This is a genomic window from Rhizobium terricola, assembly GCF_012927355.1.
GTDB classification, from domain to species: domain Bacteria; phylum Pseudomonadota; class Alphaproteobacteria; order Rhizobiales; family Rhizobiaceae; genus Allorhizobium; species Allorhizobium terricola.
The window spans coordinates 1,021,365-1,035,138 of record NZ_JABBGK010000001.1 but is presented as its reverse complement, the minus strand read 5'-3'; the positions used below and the strand labels follow the sequence as shown (position 1 = coordinate 1,035,138).

The following is a 13,774-nucleotide window of genomic DNA, read 5'->3' as shown; positions in this document are numbered from 1 at the left end:
GTTTGTTTTATGGAACGTCAACCGCTTCGCTGGCCTGCGAAGAGCCGTAATGAGGTAATTGAGTTTCGATGTTGGAAGTTCTGAGAAAAGCCGCCCGCACCGTGGTCGCAAAAGTCCTGCTGCTCCTGCTGGTCGTATCCTTCGGCGTTTGGGGCATTTCCGCATCCCTGTTCCAGTCGAACTCGGATGCGGTGATCACCGTCGGTGACCAGAAGATTTCGGTCAGCGAATTCAGCCTCGCTTACCAGCGCCAGCTCGCCGATCTCGGTCGCCGCTTCGGCACGCAGTTGACGAGCGAGCAGGCCAAGGCGCTGGGCGTGCAAAGCCAGGTCTATGCACAACTTGCAGCCGGCGCAGCCCTCGACCAGCTGTCGCAGGACATGAACCTCGGCCTCTCCAAAGACCGCCTCGCCCAGCTGATCGCCGACGATCCGGCCTTCAAGTCGGACAACGGCCAGTTCGATCGCCAGCTCTTCACCGCCCGCCTGCGCAATGCCGGCCTGCGCGAAGACGACTATATCGAGGAACGTTCGAAGGTTGCGATCCGCAGCCAGATCGTCGAGGCAACCTCCGACGGCTTCATCGCTCCCAAGGTCCTGGTCGATGCGCTGAAGGCCTACCGCAACGAAAGCCGCGACATCAACTACCTCCTGCTGACCAACGCGAACATTGATCCGATCAAGGCACCCGACGAAGCCGCGCTGAAGGCTTGGTTCGAAACGGTGAAGGCGCGCTACCGCGCTCCCGAATTCCGCAGCTTCTCCTATGTGAAGCTCGAGCCCAAGGATATCGCCGACAAGGCCGCGGTCACCGACGAGGCGATCCGTGCGGACTACGAGAAGCACAAGAAGACCTACGAGATCGCTGGCACCCGCACGATCGAGCAGCTGACGTTTGAAACCCGCGAAATGGCCGACGCCGCCGCGGCGGAACTGAAGTCGGGAACCAGCTTCGACCAACTGGTCACCGACCAGGGCAAGACTGCCGGCGACGTGCTGCTCGGCGATTTCACTCAGGACAAGCTGCCGGATCCGGCCCTCGCCGCGGCCGCCTTTGCCGTCGCCAAGGACGGCGAGACGACAGGCGTCATCGACGGCGCCCTCGGACCGGTGATCCTGCGCGTCACCAACATCAAGCCGGGGCACACCCGCAGCCTCGACGAGGTCAAGGAAGAGATCCGCGAGGCGCTTGCCGAGAACGCCGCGATCGAGGATATCGCTGCCGTTCACGACCAGTTCGAGGACCTGCGGGCCGGTGGATCCACGCTGGAGGACGCTGCAACCCAGCTCAAGCTGAAGCCCGTGACCGTCAAGGCGGCCGATCGGGACGGAAACGACGAGAACGGCGTGGCCGTCAAGGACCTGCCGGAACGTGCCGCCCTCATCGCCGAAGTCTTCGAAACCGATATCGGTGTCGAAGCATTGCCCGTCAATATCGGCTCGGACGGCTATATCTGGCTCGAAGTGAAGGACATCGTTCCCGAACACGACCGCACCCTCGACGAGGTGCGTGAGAAGGCGACCGACGACTGGATCGCCGAGCAGCAAAAGACGGCGCTCGGTGTGAAGGCGGAAAGCCTGAAGAAGCGCCTGACGGATGGAGAGACTCTGGAGACCGTCGCTGGAGAACTCGGGATCGCCGTCGAGAGCAAGACTGGCCTTCGCCGCCAGTCCGACGATGCCGTACTCGGTCCGGCTGCCATCGTCGCCGCCTTTAGTGGTCCGGTCGGCACCGTCGGTTCCGCACCCGGCGCCGATCCGGCAAGCCAGATCCTGCTCAAGGTTGTCGACGTCAAGGACCAGCCGCCGGCTGACGCCCTGGCCAACGACGACGCACAGGTCGCCGAGATCGCCAAGGCAGCCGGCGATGACATCCTGGACCAGATGGTCAGCCGCCTCCAGAACGAATACGGTGTGTCGATCAACCAGACGCTCGCCGAGCAGGCCATGGTCCGTTAACGCCGGGGGAAACGATGTCGGGGCTCAAGCCATATATCGCCAAGATTGCCGCGCGGCAGGCGCTGACGCGCCAGGAGGCCAGCGAGGCCTTTGATGTGCTCATGTCCGGCGAAGCCAGCATGGCCCAGATCGGCGGCTTCCTGATGGGCCTCAGGGTCCGCGGCGAAACCGTCGACGAGATCGCCGGCGCTGTCTCGATCATGCGCTCGAAGATGGTGGCCGTCGAAGCGCCGGAGGACGCGATCGACATCGTCGGCACGGGTGGTGACGGAACCAATACCTACAACATCTCCACCCTTGCCGCCCTGATCGTCGCCGGCGCGGGCGTGCCGGTCGCCAAGCACGGCAACCGTGCCCTGAGCTCGAAGTCGGGTGCAGCCGACAGTCTTTCGGCCCTCGGCGTACGGCTCGACATCGATCCGGAAACGATCGCCCGCTGCATTCGCGAGGCGGGGATCGGCTTCATGTTCGCGCAATTGCACCATCCGGCGATGCGCCATGTCGGCCCTGCCCGCGTCGAACTCGGCACCCGCACAATCTTCAACATCGTCGGCCCCCTTTCGAGCCCCGCCAACGTCAAGCGTCAGCTGTTCGGCGTCTATTCGCCCGAATGGCTCGTGCCGGGGGCGGAAGCCCTGCGCGACCTCGGCCTGGTCAGCGCTTGGGTCGTCCATGGCAGCGGCCTCGATGAAATCACCACGACCGGCCCGACCCAGGTTGCGGCGCTCAAGGACGGCAAGATTACCACCTTCGAACTGACGCCGGACGATTTCGGCGTGCCGACCGTGGCGCTCGAAGCCATCCGCGGCGGAGACGGCACCGTCAATGCTGCGGCCCTGAAGGATGTTCTCGGGGGGGCGAAGAACGCCTATCGTGACATCGCGCTCTGCAATGCGGCCGCATCCCTTGTCGTCGCCGGCAAGGCGGAAAACGTGCGCGACGGCATGGTTCTGGCTGCAAGGTCCCTCGACGAGGGCGGAGCCGCCCGGGCGCTCGAAAAACTGGTCGCCGTCTCGAACCAGGATGCAGTGGAGAAAGCTTGAGACATGGCCGACATCCTCAAACGCATCGAAGAATACAAGCGCGAGGAAATCGCGGCGGCAAAGTCCGCGCGTCCTCTTGCTGAACTCAAGGCGGCGGCTGCCGACCAGCCGGCGCCCCGCGGCTTCTACCAGGTCCTCGCCGATCGCCGCGCCGCCGGCATCTTCGGCCTGATCGCCGAGATCAAGAAGGCAAGCCCATCCAAGGGCCTGATCCGTCCCGACTTCGACCCGCCGGCGCTGGCCGCCGCCTATGAGGCCGGTGGTGCTGCCTGCCTTTCGGTGCTGACCGACACGCCGAGCTTTCAGGGCAAACTCGACTATCTCGTCCAGGCGCGTCAGGCCTGCAGCCTGCCGGCTTTGCGCAAGGACTTCATGTTCGAGACCTATCAGGTCTACGAGGCCCGTGCCCACGGCGCCGATTGCATCCTGCTGATCATGGCGTCGCTCAGCGACGACGAAGCAAAAATGCTTGAGGACGACGCATTTTCTCTCGGCATGGACGTGCTGATCGAGGTGCATGATGAAGCGGAGATGGAGCGCGCGCTGAAACTCTCCTCGCCGATGATCGGCATCAACAATCGCAATCTTCGAACCTTCGAGGTCAGCCTTTCCGTCAGCGAGCGCCTTGCTCCGATGGTACCGCCGGAGCGTCTGCTGGTCGGAGAAAGCGGCATCTTCACCTATGCGGACTGCAAGCGGTTGGAAGCCTGCGCCATCTCGACCTTCCTCGTCGGCGAGAGCCTGATGCGACAGGCTGACGTCACCGCCGCGACGCGCCTGCTGCTGACCGGTGAAACGCCTGCACAGGTTGCCTGATGAGCGGCCTGACCCACATCAGCGCTTCGGGCGAAGCCCACATGGTGGATGTGGGAGAAAAGGCAGAGACGGAGCGCAGCGCGACGGCCGAAGGTTTCGTCCGCATGGCACCGGCAACGCTGAATCTGATCCGCACCGGCAATGCGAAGAAGGGCGACGTCATCGCCACCGCCAGAATTGCCGGGATCATGGCGGCGAAACAGACCGCCAGCCTCATTCCGCTTTGCCATCCCCTGATGCTGACGAAGGTGACGGTGGATATCGCCGAGGATGACGCCCTGCCCGGCCTGCGTGTCACGGCGACCGCAAAGCTCACCGGCAAGACCGGTGTCGAGATGGAGGCACTGACCGCCGTTTCAGTGACCTGCCTGACGATCTACGACATGGCCAAGGCCGCCGACAAGGCGATGGAAATCGGCGGGATCCGCCTTCTCGAAAAGACCGGCGGAAAGTCGGGCACCTTTCGTCATCCGGAGGCCGGCTGATGTCGCTCCTCTCGGTCGAAGACGCGCAGGCCCGGCTGCTCGGGGCCACCAGACCGGTCGAACGGCGTGAAACGATTGCGCTCGATCTTGCCGACGGCCGTGTTCTCGCAACCGACATTCGCTCGCGGCTGACCCAGCCGCCCTTCGATGCTTCCGCCATGGACGGTTATGCGCTGCGCGCCGAGGACGTACCTCAGCCTGGAGCGGAACTCAAGGTCATCGGCGTGTCCGCGGCCGGCCACGCCTTTGACGGCACCGTCGGACCGGGCGAAACGGTCCGTATCTTTACCGGCGCTCCGGTGCCTGCCGGCGCCGACGCCGTGCTCATCCAGGAAGACGCCGAGAAACGCGATGACGGCGTGATCCGCACGACGTTCGAGGTGACCAAGGGACGACATATCCGCCCGCGTGGACAGGATTTCGCAGAGGACGAAGTCGTTCTCCAGGCCGGCGATCGCCTCGATTTCAGCCGACTGATGCTGATTGCGGCGACGAACCATGCGACGGTCGACGTCTTCGAAAGGCCTAAGGTCGCCATCCTCGCGACCGGCGACGAACTCGTTCCGCCGGGCACCGAACCCGGCCCTTCGCAGATCATCGGCTCGAACACTTTCGCGATCGCCGCACTGGCACGGCAGAGCGGCGCCGAGGTGATCGATCTCGGCATCGTCCGTGACGACCGCGCAGCGATCACTGCGGCGATCGGCAGGGCCCGCGATGCGGGCGTCGACGTGCTGGTGACGCTCGGCGGCGCTTCCGTCGGCGATCATGACCTCGTGCAGTCGACGCTCGTCGCCTCCGGTATGCGGCTCGACTTCTGGAAGATCGCCATGCGCCCGGGCAAGCCGCTGATGGTCGGTGAACTCGACGGCATGCATGTCCTCGGCCTTCCCGGCAATCCGGTCTCGTCCATGGTCTGCGGCCTTCTTTTCCTTGAGCCCCTGCTCGCCGTCCTCACGCGACGCCCGCCGCTGTCACGCCAGGGGACCGCGAGGACGGCGACCTTTCTGTCTGCCAACGACAAGCGGCAGGATTATCTGCGCGCCCGCCTCGGCCGCGCCGCCGACGGAACGCTGGTCGCCGAGAGTTATGGCAAGCAGGATTCTTCGATGATGAAGATCTTCGCCCGGTCGGACTGCCTCATCATTCGGCCGCCTCAAGCACCGGAAATGGCTGCCGGCAGCCTGACCCCGATCCTGCTGCTTCGTCCCGACACCTATTGAGAGCCAGCCGTTTTCCGCGGCCTCTTCACCTGCAGCCCACGCTCGCCGGTTTCCATGTCGCTCATCGTCAGAACCATCGCCCGGCGCCGGTTGGCGGAAGGCATTCGGGAAGTATCAGCCGACGGTGCGGCGGTCCAGAGTGGGAAACATACTCCAAACGGCCAGATGGATCGAATCGACCTTCGGCCGTAATATTAGTTGCGTGATCATTTAAAAGTCGAAACGCCTCAAGAACTTCATATTAAATCATCCGGACTATTCGATAACGAAACAGTCCATCTCTCGCACCAGCCGGTTTTGACATGCGTCATATTAGAAATATATTGAATTCAGGCTTTCTAAAACGCTATCTGCGCGAACGTGGTGGCAACTTCGGCATGATCACCGCCCTTCTCCTTCCCGTTCTTCTGCTGGCTGCCGGCGGAGCGATCGATGCGGCCCGCGCCTTTGCGGAGAAGGAACGCCTGCAGGCACTGCTCGACAGCGCGGCGCTCGCAGCCGTCCGGGAAACATCCGAGGAAGCCCAGATAGAGAAGATCAAGCAATTCCTGGCCAATGCCAGCGAAGAAGAGATCGACTTCGAAAAGCTGCTGAAGATTGCCCAGAATTCGGACGGAAGCCTGACTCTGGATTTTGATACCGAAATCAATACACCGTTCCTGAGCCTTGTCGGCAAGAACAGTCTCCAGATCGCAGTGCGTTCGACGGCGATCGCCACGAAAAAAACGGCCACGAACACCGGCTGTATCTATGTGCTCGGCAGCACGGGTCAGGACGTATTGATCAATTCAGGCGCAAACGTCTATTCCAAGGCCTGCACCGTGAACGTCCATTCCAAGGCCTCGCCGGCCTTCATCATGAATTCCGGATCGAAGATCGATACCGCCAAGTTCTGCGTAAAGGGTACCAACTACATCAAGAACGGCGGCACCCTGACGAACATGCAGGTCGGCTGCACGCCGGATGCCGATCCGCATGCCGGAAAGCTGCCGGAACCGACCGTCTCTTCGACCTGCACGACCAGCGGCACGAAGGACGGTACCACCCAGTCGCTGAAACCGGGCGTGCACTGTGATGTCACCTTCAACGGTTCGCCGACCGTCACCTTCCAGCCGGGCCTTCACATCATCAAGGGTCGGATGATCATCAACAGCAATTCGACGGTGATCGCCGAGGGTGTGACCTTCTATTTCCCCGATGTCTACAGCGAGATCCGGATCAATGGCGGCGTGAAATTCACCGGGACGGCCCCGACCAGCGGCACCTACAAGGGCATCCTGATGTACGAGAAGACCAGCGACGCCGCGAACAACGCCAACAAGCAGCAGTATATCTTCAACGGCTCCAAGGGTGAGATCCTCGAAGGGATCGTCTACCTGCCCAACCGGAACGTCACCTATAACTCGACGACCAACCAGGTGAACAAGATCTCGCTCGTGGTCAACCAGATGATCGTCAACTCGGCCAACTGGCTGCTCGAACCCTATGACGGCGGTGCCTCGAGCTCTGCGGGCACCGAAGGTGTGCGCCTCGTCAACTGACGGCACGAGTCCGCATCAACATCAGAAAGGGGACGGTCGCTTTGACCGTCCCCTTTTTTCATTCGCGACAGAAGCGAGCGGCTGGCGTGGTCCGCCCGTTCGTCCGTCAGCCTTCCGGGGTGAGCGTCATCGAGGTCCCGGTCGCGGCAAGGTTGAGGCCGAGCTGGCCGGTCACGCTGACGGTCTGCAAGTGGATCGACCCGGCGGTTCCACCGACCAGCAGATTGGCGCCGATCCCTGCGCCGACGGTCGCCTCCGCACTGGCCCCCTGGTAGAGGCCGCCCAGCGATCCATGATGATAGCCCGCCGTCGGTGCAAACACCGCCCAGACGAGCTTCGAGCGGGTGGTGAAGCCGACATCGACGCCCATCTTGCGGACCACGCCGCTGTAGCGGTCCAGCGCCTCGCCCCCCATGGCCGAGGAGAAGACGCAGTCGGCCTGCTTGGCCGAACCCAGTACATAGCCGACGCCTCCCGCGATGTCGCAGGTCAGATAGCCGATCTTCACACCGCCCACCCGGTCGCTTTCCTGATAGGTCGGAACCGGTTCGCGCGCCGTCACCACATCCGCGGACACGGCCATGCCCGCCGATGTCAGCACCGGAAGAGCGGCAATTGCCATCGTGATTGTCTTCTTCATCCCTGTATTCCTTCTTGTCGTCTCGTTATCCGTCCGGGCCGGTTGGCCGACGCAGAGGCGGACCTTGGTGAACGCGCGTGGCGAAAGAATGATCCAATCGCGGCGGCACCGCGACCTTGACGGTTGCGAACGATTTCGGATCGCTGGAGATCAGGACAAAAGGGATATGCGGGTGGAGGGGCCGACCGCGCTCTGTCCTTGCTGCCGGTCCCCGATTGCCATCACGCCAATGGCGGACCGATGATGGCGATGTGATTTCGGGCGCAGGCGGCGACCAGACTGTCGATCATGCCCGGCGTCGGCACAACGGCCGGCGGCAGTTCCGGGCCGGGCGCGGGGCGGCTCGCTTCGCGCAGCATGGTTTCGAAATCGGCGCCGCGCATCAGTGTCAGGCAACGGGCGCCCGACAGGCTTTCCACCCGGAAGGCATGCGGAACGCCCTTCGGCGCGATGAGCGTGTCGCCCGCCCGGCCGATGACTTCGCGTCCATCGACCTCAAACCGCATGACGCCGTCGAGGATATGGAATACTTCGTCCTCGTTGTGATGCACGTGCAGCGGCGGCGCCTCGCCATACGGCATCCAGTGTTCGACGACAGAAAGGCCGTCCGCGCCGCTCGCCGAGGCGAGCCGGATGGCGATCAGGGTATTGCCGAACCAGTAGAGCTTGTCTTCGGCCTTGATGTTTGTCTGTATGTTCATGTCGAAATCCTCCGTATCCTCAAGTTTGGAACGAGGTTCGACTAACGTTTCGCGTGCATTCACTCCAATCCAATGATCGTATAGGCGGAATTCACGGGATGAATTTCAATGCACTCGACCTCAATCTGATCCGGGTCTTCGACGCACTGATGCACGAGCGCAGCGTGACCCGGGCCGGCGAGCGCATCGGCCTGTCGCAGCCGGCGGTGAGCGCCGCCCTGAATCGCCTCAGGCAGATCTTCAACGACGCCCTGTTCGTCCGCCAGGGAAACGAAATGCTGCCGACGCCGCTGGCAAGCCAGATGGGCGAGCGGGCGAGCGCGGCGCTGGCCGAAATCGAAGACATGATCCGCGGTGTCCGCGGCCTGGAGCTCGCGACGCTTGAACGGACCTTCTCGCTGTCGGGCGCAGACTTCTTTTCCATGCTGCTGATGCCGCCCCTCTCGCGCGCCGTGCGGCAGGAAGCGCCTTGCGTGCGCATGCGCCTCCTGGACAGCGCCCGCGGCGACGTGGGGCGCCTGCTCGCCGAAAGCACCGTGGACCTGGCACTCGAACGGCCTCTCGACGTACCCGACTACGTATCGTCCACCAAGTTGTTCCACTCGCCATTCGTGATTGTCGCGGCAAAGGACAATCCGTCGCTCGCCTCCGTCGAACCCTGGCATCCGATGCCGATCCAGATCTTCTCCGCCCTCCCGCATGTGTTGCGGTCCATCGACGGCAGCATGTCGGGGATGATCGACGAGGCCCTGGCCGCGTCTGGCCAGCGTCGCAACGTCGTGCTTGCATTGCCACATTTCCAAGCGGTGGCTCTTGCCGCCGCCGGCGGCGACATGATTGCCGCCCTGCCCGTGCAGTTTGCGCTGACCGTGTACGACGACTTGCAGCTCACGCTTTACCTTCCGCCGATCCCGGTCCCGGCCGGAGCGGTCAACCTCTATTGGCACGCCCGGTACGACAAGGACCCCGCGCACAAATGGCTGCGCGAGGTCGTGACGAGGATCTCGAACGATCTGGGATTCGCCAACTATGCCGCGCACGTGCCGGAGCACGCGCGGGAGCGGCTAGGATAGCGAGCGGCCTGGCCGCCCGCAGGCACGATCGGCTCACACCAGCCGGCTCTGCTCCATGGCCGCACCGATGAAGCTGGCGAACAGCGGATGCGGTTCGAGCGGGCGGGACTTGAGCTCGGGGTGATACTGGACGCCGATGAACCAGGGATGGTCGGGATACTCGACCGTCTCCGGCAGCAGGCCGTCCGGCGACATGCCGGAGAAGACCAGGCCACAGGCTTCCAGCCGGTCCTTGTAGTCGACGTTCACCTCGTACCGATGGCGATGCCGTTCGGAAATGTCCGTCGAGCCGTAGACCTCGGCGATCTTGGTACCCTTCTTCAGGGTCGCCTTGTAGGCGCCAAGCCGCATGGTGCCACCGAGATCACCGGAAGCTGCACGCTTCTCCAGCTGGTTGCCCTTCATCCACTCGGTCATCAGGCCAACAACCGGTTCGCCGGTCTTGCCGAATTCCGTCGACGATGCCTTCTCGATGCCGGCGAGGTGCCGTGCCGCCTCGACGACCGCCATCTGCATGCCGAAGCAGATGCCGAAATAGGGCACCTTGCGCTCGCGAGCGAACTGGGCCGCCAGGATCTTGCCTTCGGAACCGCGCTCGCCGAAGCCGCCGGGCACCAGGATGCCGTTGACCTTCTCGAGATACGGCGCTGGATCTTCCTTTTCGAAGACCTCCGACTCGATCCACTCGAGCTTGACCTTGACCCGATTGGCGATACCGCCGTGGTACAGAGCCTCGATCAGCGACTTGTAGGCATCCTTGAGGCCCGTGTACTTGCCGACGATGGCAATGGTCACTTCGCCTTCCGGTGTACGGATGCGGTTGCAGACCTCTTCCCACTGGTCGAGGCGCGGCTTGGGCGCCGGCTCGATGCCAAAGGCGGCCAGAACCTCGTTGTCGAGGCCTTCCTTGTGGTAGGCCATCGGCACGTCATAGATGTTGGCCACGTCGAGCGCCTGGATGACCGCGGTCGGGCGCACGTTGCAGAACAGCGACAGCTTGCGCCGCTCGGCCTCCGGGATCTCCCGGTCGGCACGGACCAGCAGGATGTCGGGATGAATGCCGAGCGCCTGCAGTTCCTTGACCGAGTGCTGCGTCGGCTTGGTCTTCAGCTCGCCGGCGGCCGGGATATACGGCATCAGCGTCAGGTGGACATAGACGGCCGTGCCACGCGGCAGATCGTTGCCAAGCTGGCGGATCGCCTCCATGAACGGCATTGCCTCGATGTCGCCGACCGTGCCGCCGATCTCGCAGATCACGAAGTCATAATCTTCGTTGCCTTCGACGACGAAGTCCTTGATCTCGTTCGTGACATGCGGAATGACCTGGACGGTCGCGCCGAGATAGTCGCCGCGGCGTTCCTTGTCGATGATGTTCTTGTAGATCCGACCGGTGGTGATGTTGTCGGTTTTGGTGGCCGAACGCCCCGTGAAGCGTTCGTAATGACCGAGGTCGAGGTCCGTCTCCGCGCCATCGTCGGTCACGAAGACTTCCCCGTGCTGGGTCGGGCTCATCGTGCCGGGATCGACGTTGAGATAGGGGTCCAGCTTGCGCAGACGAACGCGGTAACCCCGCGCCTGCAGCAATGCTCCGAGTGCCGCGGCCGCAATTCCTTTGCCAAGAGAGGAAACCACGCCGCCAGTGATGAATACATATCGCGCCATGGGAGTCACCGGATACCTTTTCGAAATCGATTCCGCCAGCCCCAAAGAAGCTCATCCCACTTTTTTTGTTAAGTGGGGCGGAATATGCACAAAAGAAAACCGGCGGACCCGAGAGCCCGCCGGAGCGAAGAGAGAAGACCCGATCAGTTGCCGGTCGGAACGGCGTTCGGATCGGCCTTGGGGGCGGCCGGCGCCGGTGCGGCAGCACCGTTGGCGGCGGGTGCCGTCGTCGTGGCCGGAGCAGCGCCCGGAAGCTGGTCGAGGACATTGCCTGAAGGTGCGGCGTTGCCGGCCGGGATCCGGTCGAGGATGTCCGTGGGCTTCGACTCATAGCGAGCCAGCAGGCCGAGGCCGAGCGACGTGATGAAGAACAGCGTCGCCAGGATCGCCGTGGTGCGGGTCAGTGCATTGGCCGTACCGCGCGCCGACATGAAGCCGGAACCGCCGCCGATGCCAAGGCCACCGCCTTCGGAACGCTGGATCAGCACCACGCCGACAAGCGCCAGCACGATCATGAGATGAATGACAATCAATACGGTCTGCATGGAATTTCCACCTGCCCGCTGAGGGCAAAATCAATCGGTTGGCCGCTCTTTACATGAGAGGCATCGGCAAAGAAAGACCCCTTCCCGCCTTTTCAGGCAGTGAGTTCTTCGTAAGCGCGGTATATGGCGAGGAAATCCTCGGCTTTCAAGCTGGCGCCACCGATCAGCGCACCGTCGACATTGGCAACGCCCATCAGTTCTTTGGCGTTCGAAGGCTTTACCGAACCGCCGTAGAGCACGCGCATTTTCGCGCCGGCCTCACCGAAACGCTTGACGAGTTCGCCACGCATGAAGGCATGCGCTTCGGCGACATCCGCAGCCGTCGGCGTCAGGCCCGTGCCGATCGCCCAGACGGGCTCATAGGCGATGACCGTGTTTTCCGCGGTCGCGGCATCCGGCACGGAGCCGGCAAGCTGGCGCTTCAAGATGTCGAGCGTCTGGCCGCCCTTGCGTTCATCGGCGGTCTCGCCGATGCAGATGATCGCGGTCAGCTCGGCGGCATAGGCGGCCTCCGCCTTGGCCCGAATCAGATGGTCGGTTTCGGCATGGTCGGTGCGACGCTCGGAGTGGCCGACGATGACATGGGTACCGAAGCAATCGGCGATCATCTCCGCCGAGATGTCACCGGTATGGGCACCCGAAGCCTTCTGGTGGCAATCCTGCGCACCGATCGCCAGTGGGCTGTCGTCGCAAAGTGCGGTTGCGACATAGAGCAGCGTGGCGGGCGGGCAGATCAGCGTTTCGACCTTCTCCGACAGCGGACCCTTGACGCCCTCTGCCATCGCCTTGATCTGGTCAAGCGAGGCGCGCGTGCCGTTCATCTTCCAGTTTCCCGCGACAAGCGGACGGACATTCGGTGTCGTCATGGTAAAAACCCACCCCATCTTACGTTCGGCCGGACGTAGCAAATCGGCACGCCGATGGAAAGCGCAGGCAGGGAAATTTGCCGCCAAATCGGGCGATATGGTGAAAATCAGGCTCATATTTGCAGCATTTATTAGCAAATTCTGCTGCACTAGGCGATTCTACCCCCGCGCGAAAAGCCAATTGAGGATCTGCCGCCAGTCGCTCATGCGCACCGGCGTGCCATGCGAACCCGTCTCGAACAGAGTGAAACGGGTCGGGTAGCCGGTCTTGTGGAGCCTCTCGTAGAGCGCGACCTGGTCGGTCGCCGCATAGACGCTGTCGCGGCTGCCATGGGTGAAGGCAATCGGCAGTTTCGCCTTGAAGGCGGCGCTCTTCGTAAAATCCGGATCCGTCGCGCCGCCGAGGATCGCAAGCCCGGCGAGCTGGCCGACGGCAGCGGCGTCCCGGGCCACGCCCCAGCAGATGAAACTGCCCATCGACGCGCAGGACAACACCACCGGCCGGCCCGGCGCCTGGCTGGCGGCATAGGCGATCAGCGACGAGATCGCCGCCACACCCGACGCATCAAAAGACGAGACGGAGGGTGCATAATAGACGCCGCCGCCCTTCACCGTGAGGTTCTTGAGCCGGTTGAAATTGCCGCCGAAGGAGAAGTCGTTGACGCCGAGACGCCGGTCACCGCCCCGGCCGTGAATGAAGATGACCGTGAAGGCAGCCTCCTCCGCCGGCCCGACACGCGCCACGTCGAGAGGGCCGGAGGCGAGGCGAAGCGTTTCGTTGACCTGCTCACGCTTCACCGAGAGGTCGACATACTTCTGCTTGACCCTGCGCTCCGGGATCTGGTCGCGGCCGTTGATGTCGCGCAGTTCCTGGTAATCAACGATCTCGAAATCGCCCCCGTCGCGGCTTTCGAGGATCGCCGGCGCGGAAAAAAGCTCGTCCTTGAACGGCGCAAGCGCCTGGGCATCGGCCCGACCGGACAACGATGCCACGATCAGGGCGGCAAGGACCGCCGCTGCACGGAAATGAGCTGTGGACATCTGCATCGAAGCGGGGTCTCCTTCCGGTCGCAGCCTTGCCATCGCCGGAACGGACACGCAAAGCTTTGACGAACCATACGCGGCAGCCTGCCGGCAAAGTCGCGCCTGCCCCGCCTTTCTGGCAATATCCCGGCGATTCGCAAGTGTGAATGGATCGCCTGCGAGATGGGGGCATGAGGC

At 63.2% G+C, this 13,774-nt stretch carries 13 protein-coding genes; 7 read left to right on the top strand and 6 right to left on the bottom strand.

The genetic code is table 11. The features are described 5' to 3' along the window. The first annotated feature begins 68 nt into the window (after positions 1 to 68). From HHL25_RS04840 to HHL25_RS04815, 6 genes are all read left to right on the top strand, one after another. Positions 69 to 1,958, top strand: coding sequence for a peptidylprolyl isomerase (locus HHL25_RS04840; RefSeq protein ID WP_169587794.1), 1,890 nt, complete (start codon positions 69 to 71; stop codon positions 1,956 to 1,958). Positions 1,959 to 1,972: 14 nt separating this feature from the next. Continuing rightward, positions 1,973 to 3,001 (top strand): anthranilate phosphoribosyltransferase, encoded by a 1,029-nt coding sequence (gene trpD / locus HHL25_RS04835; RefSeq protein ID WP_169587792.1) that lies wholly within the window; start codon positions 1,973 to 1,975, stop codon positions 2,999 to 3,001. A 3-nt stretch (positions 3,002 to 3,004) separates the two neighbouring features. Next, positions 3,005 to 3,817 (top strand): indole-3-glycerol phosphate synthase TrpC, encoded by an 813-nt coding sequence (gene trpC / locus HHL25_RS04830; RefSeq protein ID WP_169587790.1) that lies wholly within the window; start codon positions 3,005 to 3,007, stop codon positions 3,815 to 3,817. After that, positions 3,817 to 4,302 carry a cyclic pyranopterin monophosphate synthase MoaC gene (moaC, locus tag HHL25_RS04825; RefSeq protein ID WP_169587788.1) on the top strand — a complete coding sequence of 162 codons (486 nt, stop codon included), beginning with the start codon at positions 3,817 to 3,819 and terminating at the stop codon, positions 4,300 to 4,302. Before trpC ends, moaC begins: the two co-directional genes overlap by 1 nt. After that, positions 4,302 to 5,525 (top strand): molybdopterin molybdotransferase MoeA, encoded by a 1,224-nt coding sequence (locus HHL25_RS04820; RefSeq protein ID WP_169587786.1) that lies wholly within the window; start codon positions 4,302 to 4,304, stop codon positions 5,523 to 5,525. The genes moaC and HHL25_RS04820 overlap by 1 nt, the downstream gene beginning before the upstream one ends. A 377-nt stretch (positions 5,526 to 5,902) precedes the next feature. After that, complete coding sequence (locus HHL25_RS04815) at positions 5,903 to 7,066, top strand: pilus assembly protein TadG-related protein (RefSeq protein ID WP_246701685.1); 1,164 nt, start codon at positions 5,903 to 5,905, stop codon at positions 7,064 to 7,066. A 106-nt stretch (positions 7,067 to 7,172) separates the two neighbouring features. Here the strand turns inward: HHL25_RS04815 and HHL25_RS04810 are convergent, their stop codons facing one another. Both HHL25_RS04810 and HHL25_RS04805 read right to left on the bottom strand, forming a co-directional pair. Then, positions 7,173 to 7,706 (bottom strand): DUF992 domain-containing protein, encoded by a 534-nt coding sequence (locus HHL25_RS04810; protein WP_169587784.1) that lies wholly within the window; start codon positions 7,704 to 7,706, stop codon positions 7,173 to 7,175. Between the two features lie 221 nt (positions 7,707 to 7,927). Continuing rightward, positions 7,928 to 8,407, bottom strand: coding sequence for a cupin domain-containing protein (locus HHL25_RS04805; RefSeq protein WP_169587782.1), 480 nt, complete (start codon positions 8,405 to 8,407; stop codon positions 7,928 to 7,930). A 98-nt stretch (positions 8,408 to 8,505) separates the two neighbouring features. Between HHL25_RS04805 and HHL25_RS04800 the strand changes: the two genes are divergently transcribed. Then, a complete protein-coding gene (locus HHL25_RS04800) occupies positions 8,506 to 9,480 on the top strand; it encodes a LysR family transcriptional regulator (protein WP_169587780.1) in 975 nt (324 codons plus the stop codon). A gap of 33 nt (positions 9,481 to 9,513) precedes the next feature. Here the strand turns inward: HHL25_RS04800 and HHL25_RS04795 are convergent, their stop codons facing one another. From HHL25_RS04795 to HHL25_RS04780, 4 genes are all read right to left on the bottom strand, one after another. Continuing rightward, positions 9,514 to 11,151 carry a CTP synthase gene (locus HHL25_RS04795; RefSeq protein ID WP_169587778.1) on the bottom strand — a complete coding sequence of 546 codons (1,638 nt, stop codon included), beginning with the start codon at positions 11,149 to 11,151 and terminating at the stop codon, positions 9,514 to 9,516. Between the two features lie 134 nt (positions 11,152 to 11,285). After that, entirely contained in the window at positions 11,286 to 11,687 is a 402-nt protein-coding gene (secG, locus tag HHL25_RS04790; RefSeq protein ID WP_169587776.1) for a preprotein translocase subunit SecG, read from the bottom strand. Positions 11,688 to 11,779: 92 nt separating this feature from the next. Beyond that, positions 11,780 to 12,553 carry a triose-phosphate isomerase gene (gene tpiA / locus HHL25_RS04785; protein WP_169587774.1) on the bottom strand — a complete coding sequence of 258 codons (774 nt, stop codon included), beginning with the start codon at positions 12,551 to 12,553 and terminating at the stop codon, positions 11,780 to 11,782. Between the two features lie 159 nt (positions 12,554 to 12,712). Then, positions 12,713 to 13,600, bottom strand: coding sequence for an alpha/beta hydrolase (locus HHL25_RS04780; RefSeq protein WP_169587772.1), 888 nt, complete (start codon positions 13,598 to 13,600; stop codon positions 12,713 to 12,715). Between the last annotated feature and the right edge of the window lie 174 nt (positions 13,601 to 13,774).